The 300-nt window shown below is 36.7% G+C and carries 1 protein-coding gene; it reads left to right on the forward strand.

Translation table 11 applies throughout. From position 1 onward, the window contains the following. On the forward strand, window positions 1–300 hold a 300-nt coding region (locus GNF10_RS37485; RefSeq protein ID WP_185607539.1), incomplete at both ends, for a hypothetical protein.

Consider the following 300-nt stretch of genomic DNA (forward strand, 5'->3'; position numbering starts at 1 on the left):
CGTCTTATTATTAAAGAAACAGGCGAAGTTAAAGAACAAGAAGTCTTCATGGGTGATTTCCCATTAATGACAGACACTGGTACATTTGTAATCAATGGTGCTGAACGTGTTATCGTATCTCAATTGGTTCGCTCACCATCCGTGTATTTTAACGAGAAAATCGATAAAAATGGACGTGAAAACTATGATGCAACAATCATTCCTAACCGTGGTGCTTGGTTAGAGTATGAGACAGATGCTAAAGATGTTGTATATGTTCGTATCGATAGAACACGTAAATTACCATTGACTGTATTACTA

This window comes from Nostoc sp. UCD121, assembly GCF_014222285.1.
Taxonomy (GTDB): Bacteria; Cyanobacteriota; Cyanobacteriia; order Cyanobacteriales; family Nostocaceae; genus Nostoc.